Below are 20,616 nucleotides of genomic sequence, written 5' to 3' on the forward strand. Positions count from 1 at the left end.
GCTCGAGCGGCGTGAGGCGGCGGGATGCCTCGCGGCGGAGCGGGTTTCGAAGCGGGTCTTGACCGCGGCATCCGGCCGTCGTATTCTTTAATCAATCAGATGGTTGATCAATGAACTGGTTGAGGAGGAGCGATGATCGTGGACCCGAAGTCGGACGACCGGCTCGATCGCGCGTTCATGGCCCTCGCCGATCCGGTCCGCCGCCGCATCATCGCCCGACTCAGTCGGGGGCCGGCGACCGTCAACGAGCTCGCCGACCCGTTCGAGATCAGCAAGCAGGCCGTCTCCAAGCACATCCAGGTGCTCGAGCACGCCGGGCTCGTCACGCGAACGCGCGACGCCCAGCGGCGCCCCGTGCACCTCGACCCGGCGGCCCTCGAAGCCCTCACCGAGTGGATCGACCGCTACCGGTTGATCCACGAGCAGCAGTTCCGCTCGCTGGACGCGCTGCTCGCCGATGACCGCGGCGCGAACGCCGCGGCATCCACTGCCGACCAGGTCGGCGACCTCTCCGAGCGCGGCCGGCCGGCCGCGCCGCACAGGAAAGAGACAGGACAATGACGAACCCCGTCACCATCACCGCCCCCGAGGGGCTGCCCTTCATCGACACCGCGCGCGAGTTCGACGCGCCCGTCGCCGCCGTCTTCGAGGCGCACCGCGACCCCGCCCTCGTCAAGCAGTGGCTCGGGCCGAACGGCTACGAGATGGCCGTCGAGCGGTGGGACTTCGTGCCGCAGGGCGGCTACCGCTACGTGCACACCGACGCCGACGGTGCGAAGTGGGCCTTCAACGGCACCTTCCACTCGGTGCGCGAGAACGAGATCGCGATCCAGACCTTCGAGTTCGAGGGCTACCCCGATGTCGTCGCGATCGAGACCCTGCGCTTCGAGGACCTCGGCGACGGCCGCACCCGCCTCAGCATCCACTCGGTCTACCCCGATGTCGAGAGCCGCGACGGCATGGTCGCGAGCGGAATGGAGACCGGGCTCACCGAGGGCTACGCGCGCCTCGACGCGCTCGTCGCCTGACCTTCGGAAGGAGCACATCATGGACTGGACGCTCGAAGTGGTCATCGTGCCCGTCAGCGACATCGAACGATCGATCGAGTTCTACCGCGACCGCGTCGGGTTCGAGCTCGACCACCACACGGTCACCGAGCACCTGGAGATCGCGCAGCTCACGCCGCGCGGTTCGGGCTGCTCGATCGTGATCGGCTCGCTGCCCTCGCAGCAGGAGATGGTGCCGGGCTCGCTGAAGGGCGTGCAGCTCGTCGTCGCCGATGCCGAGGCGGCTCGTGCCGAACTCGTCGAACGCGGTGTCGACGCGAGCCCGATCCAGGTGATCGACCCGCGCGACGGCGGCACCTTCTTCGGCTTCGCCGACCCCGACGGCAACACCTGGTCGGTGCAGCAGATCAAGGCCAGGGGCGAGCGCCCGCTCATCCCGGTCGAGGCGCGGCAGCGCTTCGGCGCCGAGCAGGACGCCTGAGCGAGCGAGCGGGCCCGGCGGAGTGCCGGGCCCGCTCGCGCTAGCGAGCCGAGACGCGGGCGACCGGCTGACGCAGGATCGTCCGGAGCTTCTCAGGTGCCGAGCGCCGCGGGTCGCCGAAGTACACCTCATGGTGCCGCCCGTTGAAGCGCAGGCCTTCGGCGGGCATGAACTCGTCGTGCAGGCGTGCGAGCGTCGGGCCCTCGTCGTCGTAGGCGCCGCGGTGCAGGGTCTGCACGCAGAGCCCCTCGTCGAGGGTCTCGAATCGCAGCCGCGCGACGGCCGGGGCCTTCGCGAGCGCCTTGGCGATCGCGGCCTCCTGCACCTCGGGCGTCAGCCAGTCGGGCTGCCAGATCATCATCGTCCAGCTCCAGGCCGACTTCTCGCGGGTCACGAAGGTCGACGGGTCGTCTGCGCTCCACAGCCCCTCGAGGGGACCCACCACGTAGTCGCGGTCGAGGTCGCGCTTGCTCTGAAACTTCACCGCGTACGAGACCGCGTAGAGCGCCTCGACCGCCGCGGCGTACTCGGGCACCGTGTTGGGATCGCCCTCGCCGTCGACCATCGCGTAGCGCAGCGGCGGCACCTCGACGAGGTCGAAGCGGCCGTGCCGGGCGGTGTAGCTCGGGATCTCGCGTTTCGGATCGAACTTCGTCGTCGCCATCTGCCTATCGTCACCCGCACCGCCGACAGTCGGTCGGTCGGTCGGTCGGTCGAGAGGAGGCGCTCGTGGCGACGACGTCGCTGATCCGCCTCAGGTATCGGGCGGTCGGGCCAGTTGGTGGGTGGCGACTACGTCACTGATCCGCCTCCGGTATCGGGTGGTCGGGCCTGTTGGTGCGTGGCGACGACGTCGCTGATACCTGAGGCGGATCAGTGACGTCGTCACGGGCGGGAGGGATGGAGGCGGGGTCCACGCCGACGACCACGGCGACGGCGGCTGAATGGAGTTCCGCCGGACGGTGGTGGCGTCAGGCGTCGATCGATGCGGTCGGCGCGGTCGGAGTAGTGGAGGTGGTCGGCTTCCCCTCGGCCGGAGCCGGCCGGCGCCGCGCCTGCCCGGCGACGGCGAGGCTCAGGATGATGACGGCGCCGACCACGAGCAGTGCCGAGCGCGCTCCGACCTCGTCGGCGAGGAGTCCGAAGAGCGGCGGCGCGGCGAGCGACGAGATCGTCGAGAACGAGGTCACGACCGAGACGCGCTGGCCGGCGCGCTCGGGGTCGTCGGATGCCGCGGAGATCGCGATCGGGTTGCCCAGCGCGGTGCCGCAGCCCCAGAGCACGAGGCCGATCCAGGCCACCGCGAGGTCGGGGCCGAAGACGAAGAGCAGGAGGCCGGCGAGCGATGAGAGTCCCGAGGCGCGCAGCACCGCGACCCGGCCGAACCGGTCGATGAGCCCGGTGCCGACGAAGCGGAACACCGTCATCGCGCCCACGAAGGTGCCGTACGCCATCGCACCCGTCGCCTCCGCGGCGGCGAAGCCGTCGACGACCGCGAGCGAGATCCACGTGGTCGCGGCCCCTTCGGCGAGGGAGGCGGCGAGCAGCACGACCCCGAGGAGCAGCGTGCGGGGTTCGAGCCACGCGCCGAGCGCCGAGCGCACGGCGCTCCGGTTGCGCTCGCGCGTCGAGACCGCATCGACCGACCCCGTGGCCGTGGTGACCGGCGACTGCGGGGTGAGCGTGGTCGCCGGGGCGACGAGCAGTGCGCGCAGCACGGTGACGACGGCGGTGACGACCACGATCTGCAACGCGACGTGGGCACCGGCGAACGCGAATCCCGCCGCGACGAGCGCGCCGAGCGCGGCGCCGATCGAGAACGCCGCGTGGAACTGCGGCAGCACGGCCTTGCCGAGGCGCTGCTCGACGGCGGCCGCGTTGATGTTGATCGGCACGTTCACGAGCGCGCCGCACACGCCGTTGACCGCCATCCCCGCGATGAAGAACCCGAGTCCGAAGCCGAGCAGCCCCGTGGCATCCAGGCCGAAGCCGACGACGTTGCCGACGATGCCCGCGATGAGCACGTTGCGGCTGCCGAAGCGCGCGATGACCGCCCCGACCGTGAGCGCGCCGATGAGCGAGCCGAGACCGCCGATGATGAGCAGCGAGCCGAGCTGCAGCGAGGTGAGCTCGAGGGCGTCGCGGATCGACGGCATCCGGCTCATCCACGAGACCTGGATGAGGCCGAACAGGGCGAACTGGGCCATGAGCGCCCAGCGGGCGGAGGAGACGGTCGGCATCCGTCGAACGTAGCAGTAAGGAATCCTTACCGATGGCGGAATCCGGCCATCGAGGCGGGACATCCTGCCGCAGCGCCCGCCTGCCGGCGGCACCCGTCACCCGCCGCGGCGCACCTCGAACCGCCAGTCGGTGATCCACGCGGGATCCTCGCCGTGCTCGTAGGCGTGCGCGCGCGCCGAGACGCGGGCGGCACGCCACTCCTCCGCGAGCGCGTCCACCCCGGGGCGCTCCGCCAGACCGGGCACCCGGTGCAGGACGTCGAGCGCGAGCCGGTATCGGTCGAGGTCGTTGAGGAGCAGCATGTCGAACGGCGTCGTCGTCGTGCCGCGCTCCGCGAAGCCGCGCACGTGCAGGTTCGCGTGGTTCGTTCGGCGGTATGTGAGCTGGTGGATGAGCGACGGGTAGCCGTGGAAGGCGAAGATCACCGGGGCCGACGTCGTGAAGATCGCGTCGAACGCGTCGTCGGTCAGCCCGTGCGGGTGCCGCGACCGGTCCTGCAGGCGCATCAGGTCGACGACGTTCACGAGCCGCACGCGCAGTTCGGGCAGCCGCTCGCGCAGCAGCTGCGCCGCGGCGATCGCCTCGACGGTGGGCACGTCGCCCGCGCAGGCGAGCACGACATCGGGCACGGATGCCGCGGGGTCGCCGGCGTCGAACCCCGGTTCGCTGCCCGCCCAGGCCCACACCCCGAGCCCCGCGGCGACATGCGCGTCGGCCTCGTCGGGGGAGAGCCACTGCTGCTGCGGCTGCTTGCCCGCGACGACGACGTTGATGCGGTTGCGCGTGCCGAAGGCGTGCCGCATCGTCGCGAGGAGGGTGTTCGCGTCGGGCGGCAGCGACACCCGCACGATCTCGGCCTGCTTGTTGACGACGACGTTGAGGAAGCCCGGGTCCTGGTGGGAGAAACCGTTGTGGTCCTGGCGCCACACGTGCGACGAGAGCAGGTAGGTGAGGCTCGCGACGTCTTCGCGCCACGGGACCTCGCGGGCCGATTCGAGCCACTTCGCGTGCTGGTTGAACATCGAGTCGACGATGTGGACGAACGCCTCGTAACTCGTGATCAACCCGTGGCGCCCGGTGAGCAGGTACCCCTCGAGCATGCCCTGCATGAGGTGTTCGCTGAGCGCCTCGACGACCCGGCCGCGCCGCGCGAGGTGCTCGTCGAGCGGATGCAGCGCCTCGGCCCAGACGCGATCGGTCATCTCGAACACCGCGCCGAGCCGGTTGGACAGCACCTCGTCGGGCCCGAACAGCCGGAAGGTGTCGGGGTTCTCGCGCATGACGTCGGCGAGCCACGCCCCGAACACCCGCGTCGCCTCGCCGGTGAGCCCGCGCTCGTCGGCCGCCACGTCGAGCGCGTGCGGCCGGGTCGGCGGCAGCTCGATCGGGCGTGCGATGCCGCCGTTCGCGTGCGGGCTCGCGCTCATCCGCAGCTCGCCCGACGGTCGCAGCGCGTCGAGCTCCGCGACCGGGCGTCCGCCATCGTCGAAGAGCTCCTCGGCGCGGTACGAGCGCAGCCAGTCGTCGAGCATCGCGAGGTGCTCGGGGTTCTCGCGGACCCCCGCGAGCGGCACCTGATGCGCGTGGAACGTGCCCTCGACCTGCACGCCGTCGACCACGCGCGGCCCCGTCCAGCCCTTCGGGGTGCGCAGTACGATCGCGGGCCACCGGGCCGCGCGCGCAGCGAAGGCCCCCGCCGCGGCATCCGCCCTGATCGCGGCGATGCGGTCGTACGCGACGTCGATCGCGTCGGCCATGCGCGCGTGCACCGCCATCGGATCCTCGCCGTCGAAGCCGCCCGTGACGAGCAGCGGCTCGTAGCCGTTGCCGCGCAGGAAGTCGACGAGCTCCGACTCGGGGATGCGGGCGAGCAGCGTCGGGTTCGCGATCTTGTACCCGTTGAGGTGCAGGATCGGGAGCACGGCCCCGTCGGTCTCGGGATCGAGGAAGGCGTGGCCGCGCCAGCTCGCGGCGAGCGGGCCGGTCTCGGCCTCGCCGTCGCCGATGACGCACGCGACGACGAGCCCCGGGTTGTCGAGCGCGGCGCCGTAGGCGTGCATGAGCGAGTAGCCGAGCTCGCCGCCCTCGTTGATCGAGCCGGGCGTCTCGGGCGCGGCATGCGACGGGATGCCTCCCGGGAACGAGAACTGCCGGAACAGCCGCGCCATGCCCTCGCGGTCGCTCGCGACCTCCGGGAAGAGCTCGGAGTAGGTGCCGTCGAGCCAGGTGTTCGCGACCATCGCGGGCCCGCCGTGGCCGGGCCCGCACACGTAGAGCGTCGGCGTGCCCCGCTCGACGATCGCCCGGTTGAGGTGCGCGTAGACGAGGTTGAGCCCGGGCGAGGTGCCCCAGTGCCCGAGCAGGCGCGGCTTGATGTCGTCGCGGGCGAGGGGCTCGTCGAGCAGCGGGTTGCGCATCAGGTAGATCTGTCCGACGCTCAGGTAGTTCGCGGCCCGCCACCACCGGTCCACGAGTTCGATCGGCACCGTACGAGCCCCGCGGGCGGATGCCTCGTGCTCGTCGCCTGCCGCTCGCACCGCTCGTCCGTCAGCTCCGGCCATCGTCCCCACCCCGTTCGATCGTCCGCCACCCCGAGCCTAGGTCGGGCCCACGGGCTCTGGCCAGCCTCGGGCCCATGGGCGCGCCGTCACGGCACGGCTAGGCTCGAGGGCGATGGGATCGGTGCTCACGGGGTTCGCGGTGATCGCGCTCGCCGTGTTCGCGGGCTGGCTGGCCGGGCGCACCGGGGTCCTCGGGCCCGAGGCGCGCCCCATCCTCGCGCGGCTGACCTTCAACGTGCTCGCGCCGTTCCTGCTCTTCTCGGTGCTCGCGACCGCCGACGTCGGAGCCCTCTTCTCCGTGCTGCTGCCGGTGTCCGCCCTCGCCGCCATCACGATGATGCTCGTGTTCGGACTGGTCGCGATGCTCGTCTGGCGGCGAGACCTCGCCCGCACCGTGGTCGGTTCGCTCGCCTCGGGTTACGTGAACGGCAACAACTTCGGCATCCCGATCGCGGTGTACATGCTCGGCGACGCGGCCTACTCGGCGCCGATCGTGCTGCTGCAGCTGCTGCTCTTCGCGCCGGTCGCGCTCGCGATCCTGGGCGCCCGGGTCGAGGGGAGGACCTCGGCCTGGCAGATCGTCCGCGGCACCTTCACCAACCCGATCATCATCGGGTCGCTCGCCGGGGTCGCGGTCGCGGTGTCGGGCGTCGAGCTGCCGCCGATCGTGCTCGAACCGGTCGAGCTGCTCGGCCACGCCGCCGTGCCCCTGATGCTCATCTCGTTCGGCCTCTCGCTGCACGGCCAGCGGATGCTCGCCGCCGGCAGCGGTCGCCGCGAGGTGCTGTTGGCCTCGACGCTGAAGCTCATCGTGATGCCCGCGGTCGCGTGGCTGCTCGGCCGCTTCGTGTTCGGGCTCGACGACACCGCGCTGTACGCGGTCACCGTGCTCGCGGCGCTGCCGACGGCGCAGAACGTCTTCAACTTCGCGCAGCGCTACGACACCGCCGAGATCGTGGCGCGCGACACCGTGTTCGTCACGACCGTCGGCTGCCTGCCGGTTCTGCTCGGGCTGGCGTTGCTGCTCGGCTGAGGTCGGCCGTGCGCGGCATGATGGGTCGCGAGCCGAGGAGGCCGCATGCCCTTCCATACCGACGACGGCGATCGCCTCGCCGAGCTCGGCCTCGCGCAGCGACCGGCGGATGCCCCGAGCTTCGAGCTCACCGAGGCGTTCGTCTACCTCGACCCCGAGACGGGCCGCCGCTACCGGGTGCCCGCCCGCGGCGAGGCATCCGCCGCCCCGACCGATCTCGCCTCGGTGCCGACGCCGCTCTGGGGGCTCATCGCGAGCTATGGCCGGCAGTCGGCACCCGCCGTGCTGCACGATGCGAGATCCCGCGAGGCGGCCGCGCTCGGCGATCGCCGGGCGGCGCTCGTGCAGCGGCGCGAGGACGACCGAGTGTTCCGCACGGCGCTGCGTGAGCAGGGCGTGCCGCGCCTGCGTGCGCGGCTGATGTGGGCGTGGGTGTCGGCCGATCGCGAGCGCGAGTTCGGCGGCGTTGCGGGATGGCTCGTGATCGTCCAGTCGGCGATCGGGGCGCTCGTGCTCGTGGGCGCCCTGATCGCAGCCTTCGCGAACCCGATGTGGCTCGTCTCCTGGCCCCTCGTAGGGCTGGCCTCGCTCGTGCGCGGGCGGCTCGCGCCGCTCGTCGCGACCCTCACCTTCTCGCTCGCGCTCCTCGGGCCGCTGGTGCTCGTGCAGCTCGCCGCCCTCGTGCCGTTCCGGCTCGTCGAGGCGGCGGTCGAACTCGTGACCGGCGGCCGGCCGGGCGAGGTGTGGCGGCCGACGGTGGGCGTCGACCGACGCCGTCACGGCGAAGATCAGGGTTAACCCTGATCCTCGGGCGGTCGGCCGCCAATACCGTTGTGAGCGATCGCCGCCCGTGCACCGCAGGGGGAACTGTCAGCACGGAACCTCGGTGATCCCAGGCCGGCCAGCATCTCGTACCCGAACACGAGGTGCGGCCGGCTTCCCTGTTCCACCGGGCACGATCCCGGTTCGCGCACGATGCCCGAGCGAACGAGAGGATCGGCGATGGCCGAATGGATGACGGCGCCCGTCCGGACCGAGCGGGCCACGAGCGACGACGAGCCTCGCCCGGCCGACCTCTTCCTCGTCGCGGTCGCCGCGATCGGTGCGAAGCGCGCCGAGCACGAGTGGCTCGGTGAATCGCGGGGACGGCACGAACGACTCGGCGAAGGCCAGCAGTACCTGCGCCGCTTCGACGGCGGAGCCGTGTGCTGGTCGAGTCGCACCGGTGCGCACGAGGTGCACGGGCCCGTCGCCGAGTGCTGGGAGGCCCACGGCGCGGAGACGTCGATCCTGGGGTTCCCGATCACCGACTCGACACCGGTCGCGTGGCCCGACGGAACGACCCGGCCCGGCGGGCACGCCCACTTCGAGGGCGGCTCGATCTACTGGAGCCCCGAGCACGGCGCCCGCGTGGTGCGGGGCATGGTGCGCGACATCTGGGCGCTGCTCGGGTGGGAGCGCGGGGCGCTCGGCCTGCCCGTCGGCGACACGGAGCTCGGCGACGAGGGGCTGCTCTCGGCCCGCTTCGAGCACGGCCGCATCGCCTGGTCGTCGGCCGACGGGCCGCTCGTCGAGATCGCGGGCGCCGAGGCATCCGCGAACCGGGCCGGTGCGAGCGACGCGACGAGCGCCCTCGATCCCGCGAGCGAGCGACTGCTCGGCCGGCTGACGCCGGGCTTCGCCCCGCGGGACTGACGGCCGCGCGAGCCGGGCACCGGGAGGCGTCCGCGCGCGTGACAGACTCGACGGATGACCCAGCCCCTCCTCGACCGTGCCCCGCGCCCGTACGACGCCGATGCGATGTACGACGCCTTCGTCGAGTGGGCCGACGACCGGGGCTTCGCTCTCTACCCCGCGCAGGACGAGGCGGTCATGGAGATCGTCGCCGGGGCGAACGTCATCCTCTCGACGCCGACGGGCACCGGCAAGTCGCTCGTCGCGGTCGCCGCGCACGCGACGTGCGTCGCGCGGGGCGGCCGCTCGTACTACACGGCGCCGATCAAGGCGCTCGTGAGCGAGAAGTTCTTCCAGCTCGTCGAGGTCTTCGGAGCGGCGAACGTCGGCATGGTGACGGGCGACAGCTCGGTGAACTCCGACGCGCCGATCATCTGCTGCACGGCCGAGATCCTCGCGAACCTCGCGCTGCGGCACGGCGCCGACGCCGAGGTCGACCAGGTCGTGATGGACGAGTTCCATTTCTACGGCGACTCCGACCGCGGCTGGGCCTGGCAGGTGCCGCTCATCACCCTGCCGCGGGTGCAGTTCATCCTGATGTCGGCGACCCTCGGCGACGTCGACGCGATCGCCGACGACCTCGCCCGGCGCACGGGCCGGCCGACGGCCCAGGTCACGGGCGTCGAGCGGCCGGTGCCGCTGCACTTCTCGTACGCGAAGACGCCGGTGCAGGAGACCGTGGAGGAGCTGCTCGAGACCCGGCAGGCGCCCGTCTACATCGTGCACTTCTCGCAGGCGGCGGCGATGGAGCGGGCGCAGGCGCTCTCCTCGATCCGCGTCGTCACGCGCGAGCAGCGCGACGAGATCGCCGAGGCGATCGGCGGGTTCCGCTTCACCACGGCGTTCGGCAAGACCCTGTCGCGCCTGGTCCGGGCGGGCATCGGCGTGCACCACGCCGGGATGCTCCCGCGTTACCGCCGGCTCGTCGAGACCCTCGCGCAGCGCGGGCTGCTCAGGGTCATCTGCGGCACCGACACCCTGGGCGTCGGCATCAACGTGCCCATCCGCTCGGTGCTCATCACGGCGCTCTCGAAGTTCGACGGGCAGCGGATGCGGCAGCTCAGCGCCCGCGAGTTCCACCAGATCGCCGGGCGGGCCGGCCGCGCCGGGTACGACACCGCCGGCACCGTGGTCGTGCTCGCCCCCGAACACGAGATCGAGAACGAGACGGCCGTGCGCAAGGCCGGCGACGACCCGAAGAAGCTCAAGAAGGTCGTGCGCAAGAAGGCGCCCGCCGGATTCGTCACCTGGAGCGAGGTCTCCTTCGACCGGCTCATCGCCGCCCAGCCCGAGGCGCTTACGCCGCACCTGCAGCTCACCGCGGCGATGCTCATCAACGTGATCGCGCGGGGCGGCGACGTCGTCGGCGACATCCGCGCCCTCGTCTTCGACAACCACGAATCGCGGGCGCGACGGTTCGAGCTCGCCCGGCGGGCGCTCGAGATCCTGCGCACCCTCCGCGACGCGGAGGTCGTGGTGATCGCGCCGACCGCGGATGCCGCGGCGCAGCCCCTGGGCGTCGAGCTGCACCTCACCGTCGACCTCCAGCCGAACTTCGCGCTCAACCAGCCGCTCTCGCCGTTCGCGCTCGCGGCGATCGAACTGCTCGACCCCGAGGCGGCGCCCGGCACCGGCATCGCGACCGGCCACTACGCGCTCGACGTCGTCTCGGTCATCGAGTCGACCCTCGACGACCCGCGGCCGATCCTCTCGCAGCAGCAGTACAAGGCCCGCGGCGAGGCCGTCGCCGCGATGAAGCAGGACGGGGTGGAGTACGAGCAGCGCATGGAGGCCCTCGAGGACGTCACCTGGCCGAAGCCGCTCGACGAGCTGCTGCACCAGGCGTTCGAGACCTTCGCGTCGAGCCAGCCGTGGGTGCGCGACTTCGCGCTCTCGCCGAAGTCGGTCGTGCGCGACATGTTCGAGCGCAGCATGTCGTTCGGAGAGTACGTCTCGCATTACCAGCTCGCCCGCAGCGAGGGGCTCGTGCTGCGCTACCTCTCCGACGCGTTCCGTGCGATCCGCCAGACGGTGCCCGACGACGCGAAGGACGAAGAGCTGCTCGACGTCATCGAGTGGCTCGGCGAGCTCGTGCGCCAGGTCGACTCGAGCCTCGTCGACGAGTGGGCCGAGCTGATCGACCCCGCCGCCCATCTGCCCGAGGACGAGCAGGCCGTCGTGCCGCCCGCGCCGCCGTCGGTCGTCACGAACCGCCGCGCCTTCACGGTGCTGGTGCGCAACGAGCTGTTCCGCCGGGTGCAGCTCGCCGCGCTCGAACGCGACGAGGAGCTCGCCGAACTCGACCCCGAGGTCGACTGGCCGGGCGCGCTCGACCGCTACTACGACGAGCACGACGAGATCGGCACCGGGCCCGCGGCGCGCTCGCCGCGGATGGTCGCGATCGACGAGGCGGATGCCTCGAGCGGGATCTGGCGCGTCGAGCAGACGATCGACGACCCGGCGGGCGACCACGACTGGCGCATCCGCGCGGAGGTCGACCTCGAGGCCTCGGCCGAGGAGGGGATCGCCGTCGTGCGGGTGACCGAGGTCGTCCGGCTCTGAGCCGGGCGGTCGACCGAGGTTCCGTCAGGCGAGCGCGAGCATGGCCGCGGAGGCCAGCGCGAGCACGAGGCCGGCCCACTGCACCGGCGCGATGCGCTCCTTCAGCACGATCGCCGCGAGCAGGATCGTGCCTGCCGGGTACATCGCGCCGAGCACGGCGGCGACGGCCAGTTCACCCGCGCGGATTCCGAAGAGGAGCAGGGCATTCGCGGCCGCGTTGACGAGACCGCCGACGGCGGCGAGACGGATGCCCCGCGCCCGGCCCCGAGCGGAGGGATCGGCGTCCTTCGGCGCGTCGGCGCTCGGCATCCCCGCCTGCTTCGTCCGCTGCGTCGCCCGGCTGCGGAGCGCGAGCGCGCCGACGACGGCGAACATGACGACCGCGGTGACCGCGCAGTTGACGGCGAGGGGCGCGAGGCCGCTGTCGTCGGAGGTGCGGTCGATGAGGATGAAGAAGGCGCCGATGGCCGTTCCCGAGCCGACGCCCATGACGATGCCGGTGAGGCTCGGCCGCACGGCGCCCCGCTCGGGCACGAAGCCGACCAGCACGACCGCGACGAGTGCGAGGCCGAGCGCCCAGGGCGCCAGTGGGCCGAGCCGCGCCCCGGCGGCGAAGTCCCAGAGCATCGGCACGATCGCTGAGACGACCGCGGTGAGCGGCGAGAGGATCGACATCGGGCCGATCGCGAGGCAGGCGTAGAGCAGCCCGATCGCGACGGCGCCCGCGAGCCCGGCCGCGGCGCCCCACCAGAGGTCGGCCGCGGTCCACTCGCCGCCCGAGAGCGGCGTCGCGAGGGCCAGGCCGACGAAGCCCGCGAGTGAGGCGACCGCGGTGGCGAGCACCGCGCCGATGCGCTTGGCGGCGAGCCCGCCGAGGAAGTCCGCCGCCCCGAACACGAGCGCTCCGGTGAGCGAGAGGACGGCGGTGAGCATGGTGGTGCTCAGCGTATCGGGCCCCGCACCGCGGGCTGGAACTGCTCATCCGTGCGGTTCTCGACAGGTCATCTGCTCATCTGAGCAGGAGGCGTGAACTCCGCGTGAAATCACGGCGAGCGGGCGATGGAAAGCCCTTGGCAGCGGCACAGGGCAGTCATATGCTACGGAGCAATCGTCCCGCCGCCGGCGTGCTCGCTGCAGCGTCGAATCCGAGGTGGGGTGCGGTCGTTCGATGAGGAGTGTCATGCAACGTCTCACCAGAAACTGCTTGTCCGCGGTGGCCCTCGCCGCCGCGGGCACGCTCGTCGCCGGGTTCCTCGGCGCCGCGCCCGCGGTCGCCGCGGTCGACGGCTCGGGCGTCGTGATCAACGAGGTCTATGCGCGCGGAGGCAGCGCGAACCAGCCGTTCCAGAACAAGTTCGTCGAGCTCTACAACCCGACCAACGCCGACGTCTCCCTCGCGGGCTGGTCGATCCAGTACCGCTCGGCCACGAGCACCGGCGCCTCGAGCGGCGTCGGCGCGCTGAGCGGCACGATCAAGTCGGGTGGCTACTACCTCATCGGCCTCAACAGCAACGGCGGAACCGGGGCCGCGCTGCCCACCGCCGACGCGACCTTCTCGATCGCGCCGAGCGGCACGAACGGCTCGCTCTTCCTCGCCAAGGTGCCCGGTGCGATCAACCCGGGCAACGGCTCAGTCGTGGGCAACGCGCAGGTCGCCGACTACGTCGGCTACGGCACCTCCCTGAACTTCGAGACCGCGGCCGCGGCATACCAGGGCGACAACACCGTCCCCGGCAGCATCGTGCGCACCGGATTCAAGGACACCGACGACAACTCGAAGGACTTCAGCTTCGCGTCGACGCCGACCCCGCAGAACTCGGGCAGCCCCGGCGGACCGGTCCTGCCCGTCGCGAAGACGATCGCGCAGATCCAGGGCACGGCAGCCGCATCGAGCCCGCTCGTCGGCCAGGCGGTCGTCACCGAGGGCGTCGTGACCGCCGACCACCGCGTGGGCGGCTACGACGGCATCTACATCCAGACGCCCGGTCCCGACACCACGCCGAACGCCTCCGACGGCGTGTTCGTCTACCTCCACGGCGAGAACCCGGCCGTCGCGATCGGCGACAAGGTGCGGGTCACCGGCGTCGTCGAGGAGTTCAACGGCCAGACGCAGGTCAAGCCCGAGAAGGCGGAGAACGTCGAACTCGTGCAGGCGGGCGCCGGCGTGCCCGCGGTGACCCAGCTGCCGGCGACGGCGGTCGGCAACACGGCCCGTGAGGCCTTCGAGGGCATGCTCGTCGCACCGAGCGGCACCTACAAGGTCATCTCGAGCCACAACCTCAACCGCTTCGGCGAACTGTGGCTCAACGCCGGGGCCAACCTGCCGGTCAAGTCGACCGAGACGCAGCGCCCGGCCACTCCCGCCGCCGACGCCATCGCCGCGGCCAACAAGGCGAGCCGCATCCTGCTCGACGACGGCTACAGCATCGCCGTGCGCAACTCGAACGGCACCGACAACCCCGCCCACCCGGGAGACCAGCCCTACTTCACGAAGGGCACCGTCGTCCGCAACGGCGACGTGGTGAAGTTCCCGACCGGCGGGTACGTCCTGGGCTGGGGCTTCAACGAGTGGCGCCTGCAGCCGACGCAGCCGATCAACGACGCGAGCCCGGCTTCGACGAAGCCGACGTTCACGCCCACCAACCTGCGGCCGACTGCGGCTCCCGCCGTCGGCGGTGACATCACCGTCGCCGCGTTCAACGTGCTGAACTACTTCACGACGCTCACGTCCCAGAACCCCGAGGCGCGCGGTGCCGACACCGCCGAGGAGTTCGCGGTGCAGAAGGCGAAGATCGTGAAGGCGATCAACGGACTCGACGCCGACGTCGTCGCCCTCCAGGAGATCGAGAACTCGGTCGCGCTCGGCGAGAAGCCCGACGAGGCGCTCGCCGACCTCGTCGCGGGCCTCAACGCCGCGGCCGGCGCCGGCACCTGGAAGTACGTGAAGACGCCCGAATCGCTGCACGACCCCGCGATCACCGACGTCATCACGAACGCGATCATCTACAAGCCCGCCTCGGTGAAGCCGAGCGGCGAGGCGCAGACGATCATCGACGAGACCGTGTGGGACATCGCGCGCGAGCCGATCGCCCAGACGTTCAAGCACGGCAAGCAGTTCGTGACCGTGATCGCGAACCACTTCAAGTCGAAGAGCGGCACCGACCCGTCGCCGCAGCCCGGCCAGGACGCCTTCAACGACGAGCGCACGGCGCAGGCCGAGTCGCTGCTCGACTTCGCGAACGAGCTCTCCGAGGGCCGCAAGAACGCGATCTACCTCGTCGGCGACTTCAACTCGTACGCCAAGGAGGACCCGATCAAGGTCTTCACGGACGCGGGCTGGAACGACCTCGTGTTCAGCAAGGCGCGCGGCCAGTACACCTACACCTTCGACGGCGAGCTCGGCTCGCTCGACCACGTGATCGCCTCGCCCGCCGCGAGCGACCGCGTGACGAAGGCCGCGGTCTGGTCGATCAACTCGCCCGAGTGGGCGGGCCGCGAGTACTGGGGCCCCGCCGCCGAGACCGTCGCCGAGGCGACGGAGTTCCGCTCGAGCGACCACGATCCGATCCTCGTCGGCGTGGGTTCCGAGGGCGTTCCCGGCACGGTCGACATCGACCTCGTGACAGTCAACGACTTCCACGGGCGCATCGAGCAGTCGGCGCCGTCGGGCGGCATCGCCGCACTGTCGAGCGCGGTCAAGCAGATCCGCGCCGAGAACCCGAACACGGTCTTCGCGGCCGCGGGCGACATGATCGGCGCGTCGACCTTCACCTCGTTCATCCAGCAGGACACGCCGACGATCGAGGCGCTCAACGCGGCCGGCCTCGACGTCAGCGCGGTCGGCAACCACGAGTTCGACCAGGGCTTCGCCGACCTCACCGACCGGGTGATGCCGCTCGCGCTCTGGGAGTACCTCGGCGCCAACGTGTACGACAAGGAGACGGGCAAGCCGGCCCTTCCCGAGTACTACACCGAGACGTTCGACGGCGTGACGATCGGCTTCATCGGCGCGGTCACCGACGAACTGCCCTCGCTCGTCAGCCCGGCGGGCATCGAGGACATCACGGTGGGCGACCCGACCGAGGCCGCCAACCGCGTGGCCGCCCAGCTCAGCGACGGCAAGAAGCAGAACGGCGAGGCCGACATCGTCGTCCTCCTCGTGCACGAGGGTGCGGCGACGACCGAGAAGGTCTCGGCGCTCGACCCCGAATCGCGCTTCGGCAAGATCGTGCTCGGCGTGAACAAGAACGTCGACGCGATCGTCTCGGGCCACACCCACCTGGCGTACAACCACGTGATCACCAGTGACGACTCGGCGGAGTTCGACCACGCGCCGATGCCGGTGATCTCGAGCGGCCAGTACGGCGAGCGCTTCTCGCGGATGGACATCCAGTACAACCGGGCGAAGAAGTCGTTCACCATGACGAACGAGATCTACAGCCTCATGGACGGGACGACCCCGCTCTACCCGGCCGACCCCGAGGTGCAGCCGATCGTCGACGAGGCCGTCGAGGTCGCGAACGAGCTCGGCAGCGTCGTGCTCGGCACCGCGAGCGCCGACTTCGGTCGTGCGGTGGCGTCGAACCCCGACGGAGCCTCGTCGTTCCCCGAGAACCGCGGCGGCGAGTCGACGCTCGGCAACCTCGTGGCCGACGTGCAGCAGTGGGCGCTCAACGCGGACGGCACGCGCGCGGTCGACATCACCTTCATGAACCCGGGCGGCCTTCGCGCCGACCTGGCTTCGGGTGAGGTCACCTATCGGGAGGCCGCCAACGTGCAGCCCTTCGCGAACACCCTCGTGACGGTGAACCTCACCGGCGCGCAGGTCAAGAAGGTGCTCGAGGAGCAGTGGCAGCCCACGGGCGCGTCGCGACCGTTCCTGAAGCTCGGCGTCAACAAGGAGCTCACGTACACGTACGACCCGACCGCCCCGGCCGGATCGCACATCACCGAGATCCTGCTGAACGGCGAGCCGATCGACCCGGCGGCGACCTACCTCGTGGGTGCGAACTCGTTCCTCGCGGCCGGCGGTGACAACTTCTTCACCCTCGGTCAGGGCACGGGACGCGCCGACACCGGCAAGATCGACCTCGAGTCGATGGTCGACTACTTCGAGGTCAACCCCGTGGCCACGCCCGACAACGCCCAGCGCGCGGTCGGCGTCGACGTGGTCGGCGACGGCGTGTACGCGCCGGGCGAGTCGGTCACCGTGCAGCTGTCGTCGCTCGACTTCAGCCGCAACGAGCCGGCCGCCGGCACCGTGGTCGTCTCGCAGGGCGGCACGCAGCTGACCACGGCCGCGGTGAACCGGGCCTACACCCCGACGGTCGACGAGATCGGCAAGGCGACGGTGACGTTCACCATTCCCGCGGGCGCGAGCGGCCCGACCGTGTTCGACATCGCGGTCGCCGCGACCGGCACGGCGAGTTCGTTCACCCTCAACGTCGGCTGACCCGAATCCGACGGGAAGGGGCCGGGTGCGAATGCACCCGGCCCCTTCCTCATGCCGTCGATCAGTCGGCCGCGCTGCGCGCGTGCTCGAAGGCCGCCCGTCGTTCGATCACCTCGTGCGGGTCCCAGCCCGGACCCGGCACCGACGAGACGAGGAGCCTCGTGTAGGCGTCCTGCGGGGCACGCAGCACCTCGCCGGTCGGGCCCTGCTCGACGACGCGACCGAGGTGGAGCACGAGGGTGCGGTCGGTGACCTCGTCGACGACGGCGAGGTCGTGGCTCACGAAGAGCAGCGCGATGCCCGAGTCGCGCCGGATCTCGCCGAGCAGCTCGAGGATCTGCGCCTGCACCGAGACGTCGAGCGCCGAGACCGCCTCGTCGAGCACGAGCACTTCCGGCTCCACGGCCAGGGCACGGGCGATCGCGACCCGCTGGCGCTGGCCGCCGCTCAGCTGGTGCGGCCTCAACGCCGCCTGCGTGCTCGTGAGACGCACGCGATCGAGCAGCTCGGCCATGCGCGCCGAGGGCTTCCGCCCGCGGTCGCCGAGCCGGTGCAGGCGCATCGCGTGCCGGAGCGTCTGCTCGACCGTGAGCCGACGGTCGAGCGAACCGTACGGGTCCTGGAACACCATCTGCACCTGGCGAGCGTGCGCGAGGCGTGCCGCCCGTCCGCGTCGGCTCGCGAGCCGGTCGGCGCCGCCGATCGTGAGGGTGCCGGAGTCGGCGCGCTCGAGGCCGACGACGATCCTCGCGATGGTCGACTTGCCGGAACCCGACTCGCCGACGAGCCCGAGCGACTCGCCCCTGGCGATCGTGAACGACACGTCGTCGACCGCGACGACGGGCTCGTCGCCGCGCTTGCCGTCGAAGGTGCGTCGAAGCCCGCTCGCCTCCAGCAGGGCGGCGGTGCGCTCGCCTCCGGGGGCCGAGGCCGTGCGCGGGGTGGGGGTCGAGGTGCTCATGCTTCGTGCTCCCGGATGCTCGGAACCGCGTCGAGCAGCGATCGGGTGTACGGCTGCGTCGCCCCGGTGAAGAGGTCGGCGCCGTGCAGCTCTTCGACGATCTCGCCGCGGAGCATCACGTACACGCGGTCGCAGTAGGCCGCCGCGAGGTGCAGGTCGTGGGTGATGAACAGGACGCCGAGGCCGCGCTCGCGCTGCTGGTCGCGCAGGATCGCGAGCACCTCGGCCTGGGTCGTGACATCCAGTGCGCTGGTCGCCTCGTCGGCGAACAGCAGCTCGGGGCGCGTCGTCAGCGCGCCGGCGATCACGACGCGCTGCAGCATGCCGCCCGACAGCTCGTGCGGATACTGGCGGAAGCGCTGCTCGGGTCGACTGATGCCGACCGCGGTGAGCAGCCCGAGGCCGCGCTGCTTCGCCTCGGCGCGGCCGACGCCGTGCACCCGCACGAGCCGCTCGGTGAGCGAGTCGCCGATGCGACGGACCGGATTCAGCGCACCGCGCGGATCCTGCTGGATCAGCCCCACCTCCGAGGCGCGGATGCCGCGAAGCATCCGGGCGTCGGCGGTGAGCACCTCGCGCCCGGCGATGCGCACCTCGCCCTCGACCGTGGCGGTCGGCGGCAGCAGCCGTAGCGCGGCGCGCACCGTGCTCGACTTGCCCGAGCCCGACTCGCCGACGAGGCCGACGGTCTCGCCGCGGTCGACGTGCAGTGAGACCCGATCGAGGATCCGGGCGTCGCCGTAGCTCAGCGACAGGTCGGTGATCTCGAGGAGCCGGCTCATGCGCGGGCCCCCAGCCGTTCCGAGAGTCGCACGCCGACGATGTTGACGGCGACGACGACCGCGGCGATGGCGAGGCCCGGCACGAGGGTCGGCCCGAAGTGCCCGAGCACGATGCCGTCCTGTCCCTCCTGGACCATGAGACCCCATTCCGAGCTCGGCGGCTGGGCGCCGAAGCCGAGGTAGCTGAGCGTGGCGAGCCCCATGAGCCCCTCGCCGAAGAGCACGACGAGGTAGCCGAGCAGGGCCGGCGTCATGTTGGGCACGACGTAGCGTGCGGCGATCGCGGCGCCGCCGACGCCCTGCACCCGGTACGCGTCGACGTAGGGGCGCGCCAGCTCGGACAGTGCGATGCTGCGGGTGAACTTGGCGATCACCGGGGCGTAGGCGAGCGCGAGCGCGATGACCGCGGTCGCGGGGCCTTCGCCGAACACGGCGATCACGAGCACGACGAAGAGCAGCCCGGGGAAGGCGAACATCACGTCGGTGATGCGGGCGAGCAGCACATCGATCCAGCCGCCGTTCCACGCGGCGACGATGCCGATGGTCACGCCGAGCAGCGTCGCACCGACGAGCAGCAGGAGCGGGCCGACGAGGCTCTCGCGGGTGCCCATGATGAGGCGCGACAGCAGGTCGCGGCCCAGCTGGTCGGTGCCGAGCGGATGGGCGGCGCTCGGCGCCGCCCAGATCGCGGCGAAGTCGATCGCCTCGGGGTCGTACGGGGCGATGAGCGGCGCGAACGCGGCGACGAGCACCACGAGGCCGAGGAACCCGAGGGCGATCCAGTACAGCGGATCGCGCCGGCGCGTGCCGAGCCCGCCGTGTGTGAGCAGCGCGTCGGCTGCGGTCGTGGTCATGAGGTCTTCACCCGGCTTCCGATCCGAGGGTCGAGGAGGGGGAGGAGGAGGTCGACGAGCGTCGTGACGACCATGTACGCGACGACCATGTAGAGCAGCACGGCCTGCACGATCGGGAAGTCGTGCGAGTTGATCGCGTCGACGAGCAGCGACCCGATGCCGCTGATGCCGAACACGCTCTCGACGACGACGGTGCCGGCGAGCATGCTCGCGATCACGAGGGCGATCATCGTGATGATCGGGCCCCACGCGTTGCGCAGCACGTGCCGCAGCACCACGAGTCGTTCGGACATGCCGGTGCTGCGCGCGGCCTCGACGTGCTCGGAGTCGAACTGCTCGACCATCGTCTGCCGGGTCACCCGGCTCACGATCGCGAGCGCCCCGATCGAGAGCGCGATCGCGGGCAGCGTGAGGTGGTAGAGGCGATCGACCCCCGCCTCGCCCGCACCGGTCACGGGGAACCAGCCCAGCTGCACGGAGAAGAACGAGACGAGCACGATGCCGACGACGAACGACGGCACCGACGCCCCGAGCGTCGTCGTGCCGACGACCGCGGTGTCGGCCGCCCGCCCGCGCCGCACGGCCGCCCAGACACCGAGGCCGACGCCGACCACGGTGAACAGGACGGCCGCGTACGCGACGAGCGAGAGGGTGGCGGGCAGGCGGCTCGCCATGATCGAGGCGACCGGCTGGTGGTACTGGAACGAGACGCCGAGGTCGCCGGTGAGGGCGCCCGACAACCAGAGCCAGTACTGGACGAACAGCGGTTCGTCGAGGTGGTACTCCGAGCGCACCTCGGCGATGCGCTCGGGCGTGAGGTTCTCCGGGTTGCCGATGAGGAAGGTCACCGGGTCGCCCGGGGCCGCGTACATGGCCGCGAAGATGATGAAGGAGGCCACCACCAACGTCACGGCCATGCCCGCGACCCGCCTGAGCGCGATCAGCATG

Annotated in this window: 16 protein-coding genes; 8 read left to right on the forward strand and 8 right to left on the reverse strand. The window is 71.4% G+C overall.

Annotation, left to right across the window (positions count from 1 at the left end; genetic code table 11):
- The first annotated feature begins 132 nt into the window (after positions 1 to 132).
- The 3 genes from ACFVAJ_RS10615 to ACFVAJ_RS10625 are packed head-to-tail and all read left to right on the forward strand — an operon-like array spanning position 133 to position 1,488.
- Positions 133 to 561, forward strand: a complete 429-nt coding sequence (locus tag ACFVAJ_RS10615; protein ID WP_376943872.1) for an ArsR/SmtB family transcription factor — start codon at positions 133 to 135, stop codon at positions 559 to 561.
- Positions 558 to 1,028 (forward strand): SRPBCC family protein, encoded by a 471-nt coding sequence (locus ACFVAJ_RS10620; RefSeq protein WP_376943874.1) that lies wholly within the window; start codon positions 558 to 560, stop codon positions 1,026 to 1,028. The genes ACFVAJ_RS10615 and ACFVAJ_RS10620 overlap by 4 nt, the downstream gene beginning before the upstream one ends.
- 19 nt (positions 1,029 to 1,047) lie before the next feature.
- On the forward strand, positions 1,048 to 1,488 hold the full coding sequence (locus ACFVAJ_RS10625; RefSeq protein ID WP_376943876.1) for a VOC family protein: 441 nt from the start codon (positions 1,048 to 1,050) through the stop codon (positions 1,486 to 1,488).
- Positions 1,489 to 1,528: 40 nt separating this feature from the next.
- On the opposite strand, the gene ACFVAJ_RS10630 is transcribed toward ACFVAJ_RS10625, so the two are convergent.
- From ACFVAJ_RS10630 to ACFVAJ_RS10640, 3 genes are all read right to left on the reverse strand, one after another.
- The gene (locus ACFVAJ_RS10630) at positions 1,529 to 2,152 is read right to left on the reverse strand and encodes a GyrI-like domain-containing protein (protein WP_376943878.1); all 624 of its coding nucleotides are present in this window, start codon (positions 2,150 to 2,152) and stop codon (positions 1,529 to 1,531) included.
- Positions 2,153 to 2,459: 307 nt separating this feature from the next.
- On the reverse strand, positions 2,460 to 3,728 hold the full coding sequence (locus ACFVAJ_RS10635) for an MFS transporter (protein ID WP_376943880.1): 1,269 nt from the start codon (positions 3,726 to 3,728) through the stop codon (positions 2,460 to 2,462).
- A gap of 96 nt (positions 3,729 to 3,824) precedes the next feature.
- On the reverse strand, positions 3,825 to 6,290 hold the full coding sequence (locus ACFVAJ_RS10640) for a phosphoketolase (protein WP_376943882.1): 2,466 nt from the start codon (positions 6,288 to 6,290) through the stop codon (positions 3,825 to 3,827).
- Positions 6,291 to 6,402: 112 nt separating this feature from the next.
- Between ACFVAJ_RS10640 and ACFVAJ_RS10645 the strand changes: the two genes are divergently transcribed.
- The 4 genes from ACFVAJ_RS10645 to ACFVAJ_RS10660 all read left to right on the forward strand — a co-directional run bounded on the left by ACFVAJ_RS10645 (position 6,403) and on the right by ACFVAJ_RS10660 (position 11,619).
- Positions 6,403 to 7,323, forward strand: a complete 921-nt coding sequence (locus tag ACFVAJ_RS10645; RefSeq protein WP_376943884.1) for an AEC family transporter — start codon at positions 6,403 to 6,405, stop codon at positions 7,321 to 7,323.
- 45 nt (positions 7,324 to 7,368) lie between these two features.
- Positions 7,369 to 8,121, forward strand: a complete 753-nt coding sequence (locus tag ACFVAJ_RS10650; protein ID WP_376943885.1) for a DUF1353 domain-containing protein — start codon at positions 7,369 to 7,371, stop codon at positions 8,119 to 8,121.
- A gap of 204 nt (positions 8,122 to 8,325) precedes the next feature.
- Complete coding sequence (locus tag ACFVAJ_RS10655; protein ID WP_376943887.1) at positions 8,326 to 9,018, forward strand: LGFP repeat-containing protein; 693 nt, start codon at positions 8,326 to 8,328, stop codon at positions 9,016 to 9,018.
- Positions 9,019 to 9,072: 54 nt separating this feature from the next.
- A complete protein-coding gene (locus ACFVAJ_RS10660) occupies positions 9,073 to 11,619 on the forward strand; it encodes a DEAD/DEAH box helicase (protein ID WP_376943889.1) in 2,547 nt (848 codons plus the stop codon).
- A gap of 24 nt (positions 11,620 to 11,643) precedes the next feature.
- Here the strand turns inward: ACFVAJ_RS10660 and ACFVAJ_RS10665 are convergent, their stop codons facing one another.
- Positions 11,644 to 12,552 carry an EamA family transporter gene (locus tag ACFVAJ_RS10665; RefSeq protein WP_376943891.1) on the reverse strand — a complete coding sequence of 303 codons (909 nt, stop codon included), beginning with the start codon at positions 12,550 to 12,552 and terminating at the stop codon, positions 11,644 to 11,646.
- A gap of 247 nt (positions 12,553 to 12,799) precedes the next feature.
- Between ACFVAJ_RS10665 and ACFVAJ_RS10670 the strand changes: the two genes are divergently transcribed.
- Positions 12,800 to 17,071, forward strand: a complete 4,272-nt coding sequence (locus ACFVAJ_RS10670) for an ExeM/NucH family extracellular endonuclease (RefSeq protein ID WP_376943893.1) — start codon at positions 12,800 to 12,802, stop codon at positions 17,069 to 17,071.
- 61 nt (positions 17,072 to 17,132) lie between these two features.
- Here the strand turns inward: ACFVAJ_RS10670 and ACFVAJ_RS10675 are convergent, their stop codons facing one another.
- From ACFVAJ_RS10675 to ACFVAJ_RS10690, 4 genes are read right to left on the reverse strand one after another with little or no spacing between them, the layout of a single operon-like run.
- Positions 17,133 to 18,032: an ABC transporter ATP-binding protein gene (locus tag ACFVAJ_RS10675; RefSeq protein WP_376943895.1), complete on the reverse strand. Its 900-nt coding sequence runs from the start codon at positions 18,030 to 18,032 to the stop codon at positions 17,133 to 17,135.
- The gene (locus ACFVAJ_RS10680; protein WP_376943897.1) at positions 18,029 to 18,814 is read right to left on the reverse strand and encodes an ABC transporter ATP-binding protein; all 786 of its coding nucleotides are present in this window, start codon (positions 18,812 to 18,814) and stop codon (positions 18,029 to 18,031) included. Before ACFVAJ_RS10680 ends, ACFVAJ_RS10675 begins: the two co-directional genes overlap by 4 nt.
- Positions 18,811 to 19,668 (reverse strand): ABC transporter permease, encoded by an 858-nt coding sequence (locus ACFVAJ_RS10685; protein ID WP_376943899.1) that lies wholly within the window; start codon positions 19,666 to 19,668, stop codon positions 18,811 to 18,813. The genes ACFVAJ_RS10680 and ACFVAJ_RS10685 overlap by 4 nt, the downstream gene beginning before the upstream one ends.
- The gene (locus tag ACFVAJ_RS10690) at positions 19,665 to 20,615 is read right to left on the reverse strand and encodes an ABC transporter permease (RefSeq protein ID WP_376943901.1); all 951 of its coding nucleotides are present in this window, start codon (positions 20,613 to 20,615) and stop codon (positions 19,665 to 19,667) included. Before ACFVAJ_RS10690 ends, ACFVAJ_RS10685 begins: the two co-directional genes overlap by 4 nt.
- Position 20,616: the final 1 nt, after the last annotated feature.

Origin of the sequence: Agromyces sp. NPDC057679, from assembly GCF_042799635.1 — a bacterium.
Taxonomy (GTDB): domain Bacteria; phylum Actinomycetota; class Actinomycetes; order Actinomycetales; family Microbacteriaceae; genus Agromyces.

Bases quoted from the DNA above. Each gene is read 5' to 3' on its own strand.
- ACFVAJ_RS10615 (WP_376943872.1), top strand. From the start codon at position 133: ATGATCGTGGACCCGAAGTCGGACGACCGGCTCGATCGCGCGTTCATG.
- ACFVAJ_RS10620 (WP_376943874.1), top strand. From the start codon at position 558: ATGACGAACCCCGTCACCATCACCGCCCCCGAGGGGCTGCCCTTCATC.
- ACFVAJ_RS10625 (WP_376943876.1), top strand. From the start codon at position 1,048: ATGGACTGGACGCTCGAAGTGGTCATCGTGCCCGTCAGCGACATCGAA.
- ACFVAJ_RS10630 (WP_376943878.1), bottom strand. From the start codon at position 2,152: ATGGCGACGACGAAGTTCGATCCGAAACGCGAGATCCCGAGCTACACC.
- ACFVAJ_RS10635 (WP_376943880.1), bottom strand. From the start codon at position 3,728: ATGCCGACCGTCTCCTCCGCCCGCTGGGCGCTCATGGCCCAGTTCGCC.
- ACFVAJ_RS10640 (WP_376943882.1), bottom strand. From the start codon at position 6,290: ATGGCCGGAGCTGACGGACGAGCGGTGCGAGCGGCAGGCGACGAGCAC.
- ACFVAJ_RS10645 (WP_376943884.1), top strand. From the start codon at position 6,403: ATGGGATCGGTGCTCACGGGGTTCGCGGTGATCGCGCTCGCCGTGTTC.
- ACFVAJ_RS10650 (WP_376943885.1), top strand. From the start codon at position 7,369: ATGCCCTTCCATACCGACGACGGCGATCGCCTCGCCGAGCTCGGCCTC.
- ACFVAJ_RS10655 (WP_376943887.1), top strand. From the start codon at position 8,326: ATGGCCGAATGGATGACGGCGCCCGTCCGGACCGAGCGGGCCACGAGC.
- ACFVAJ_RS10660 (WP_376943889.1), top strand. From the start codon at position 9,073: ATGACCCAGCCCCTCCTCGACCGTGCCCCGCGCCCGTACGACGCCGAT.
- ACFVAJ_RS10665 (WP_376943891.1), bottom strand. From the start codon at position 12,552: ATGCTCACCGCCGTCCTCTCGCTCACCGGAGCGCTCGTGTTCGGGGCG.
- ACFVAJ_RS10670 (WP_376943893.1), top strand. From the start codon at position 12,800: ATGCAACGTCTCACCAGAAACTGCTTGTCCGCGGTGGCCCTCGCCGCC.
- ACFVAJ_RS10675 (WP_376943895.1), bottom strand. From the start codon at position 18,032: ATGAGCACCTCGACCCCCACCCCGCGCACGGCCTCGGCCCCCGGAGGC.
- ACFVAJ_RS10680 (WP_376943897.1), bottom strand. From the start codon at position 18,814: ATGAGCCGGCTCCTCGAGATCACCGACCTGTCGCTGAGCTACGGCGAC.
- ACFVAJ_RS10685 (WP_376943899.1), bottom strand. From the start codon at position 19,668: ATGACCACGACCGCAGCCGACGCGCTGCTCACACACGGCGGGCTCGGC.
- ACFVAJ_RS10690 (WP_376943901.1), bottom strand. From the start codon at position 20,615: ATGCTGATCGCGCTCAGGCGGGTCGCGGGCATGGCCGTGACGTTGGTG.